The sequence below is a fragment of the Okeania sp. SIO2F4 genome, assembly GCF_010672385.1.
Classification (GTDB): domain Bacteria; phylum Cyanobacteriota; class Cyanobacteriia; order Cyanobacteriales; family Microcoleaceae; genus Trichodesmium.
On record NZ_JAAHGT010001425.1, the window covers coordinates 1 to 1,332 of the forward strand.

Consider the following 1,332-nt stretch of genomic DNA (forward strand, 5'->3'; position numbering starts at 1 on the left):
CTTGAATTAATGGCTAAAATCTTGAGGCGATCGCTACATTTTTTTTAAGCGTTGGCGGAGCAAGTGCGGCAGCTATATCGCTATATATAGCGCATGCGCTATATATAGTGTCTTTGCGTAAGTCCTGATTGAAATAGCACTCAGCGGTCCGCTGATTGCTGTCGCAACGCTTATGATTGGGATTCCAACCCCCAGAAAACTCACATGACAGGATCTTTTGGGGGTTTTAATCCCCCATTATACAACGTGAAAAGCTGATTGCTGATTGCTGAGTGCTGAGTGCTACTTCAATTTTCCGCAGGAACGAAATTTAATGCTTGACCATTCAACTGAGGAAACTCAATCAACACATCAATAAAATCGCCCGTTGCACCATCAAAACGAACCACACTACCAGTACCAGTGCTACTAGCATAAAGATTACCATCGGGTCCGAAACCTAATCCCCTTGGGGCATCAAATATTGGCACTCCCTCTGCATCCACAACAGCATCAAGCACATCTAACAACCCTCCGGTATTAATATCATAGACACGAACCGTACCTACCGAATCATCCTGACCAAAAGGAAACTCACTGCTGACATAGATATTACCATCCAAACCATTAATCACATCTAGGGGACTCAACTCAGGGTCATTAACAAAACTAGGATTTAACACCTGACCTGTGAGACCATCATATTGAATAATTGTACCACCGCCTCCACCTGTTGTCGGGTCAGCACCATTTCCTAAATAAAAATTACCATCAGAACCGAATACAAAACCCCTGGGAAAATCTACTAATTCTGAGGGAATAAATTCATCAATAAAATCTCCTGTTTGACCATTAAAACGTAAAATTGCTCCTAAAGAACGCGCTCCTACATAATAATTATTATCAGGACCAAAAACAGCACCTCCACCATTTAATTCCGGAAATTCTGTAAATGTTTCGATGAAATTTCCTGTAGTAGCATCGAAACGTAAAACATCATCATTTCCACCATTAATTAAAACAGTATTAGAACCATCTATTTCTCGTACAATATCTCTGGGGTCAGTTAATCCTCCACCATTAGTAAATTCACTAATAAATCTACCAGTTAAACCATCAAAACGCAAAGCAGCACTATTTCCATTATTAGCAGCACTGGTAACAACAACATCAAATATTGTACCGATAAAATTTTGGGAAAATAACCGACTTTCAGCAATACCAAAATTAACAAAATGTTCGATAGCAGTCAATAAATTTTGTTGAACTGCATCAGCAACTCCAGGATTTTCTTGTAGATAAATATCCGTATTAAATTGAGGGTTAGGGTCGCGGTTTTCTAGTTGACCAATT

General features: G+C 39.5%; 1 protein-coding gene. It reads right to left on the reverse strand.

Going from position 1 to position 1,332, the window contains the following annotated elements; translation table 11 throughout:
• Window positions 1-287 precede the first annotated feature (287 nt).
• A partial coding sequence (locus F6K22_RS40950; RefSeq protein ID WP_483244211.1) for a Vgb family protein occupies window positions 288-1,332 on the reverse strand: 1,045 nt, incomplete at its 5' end.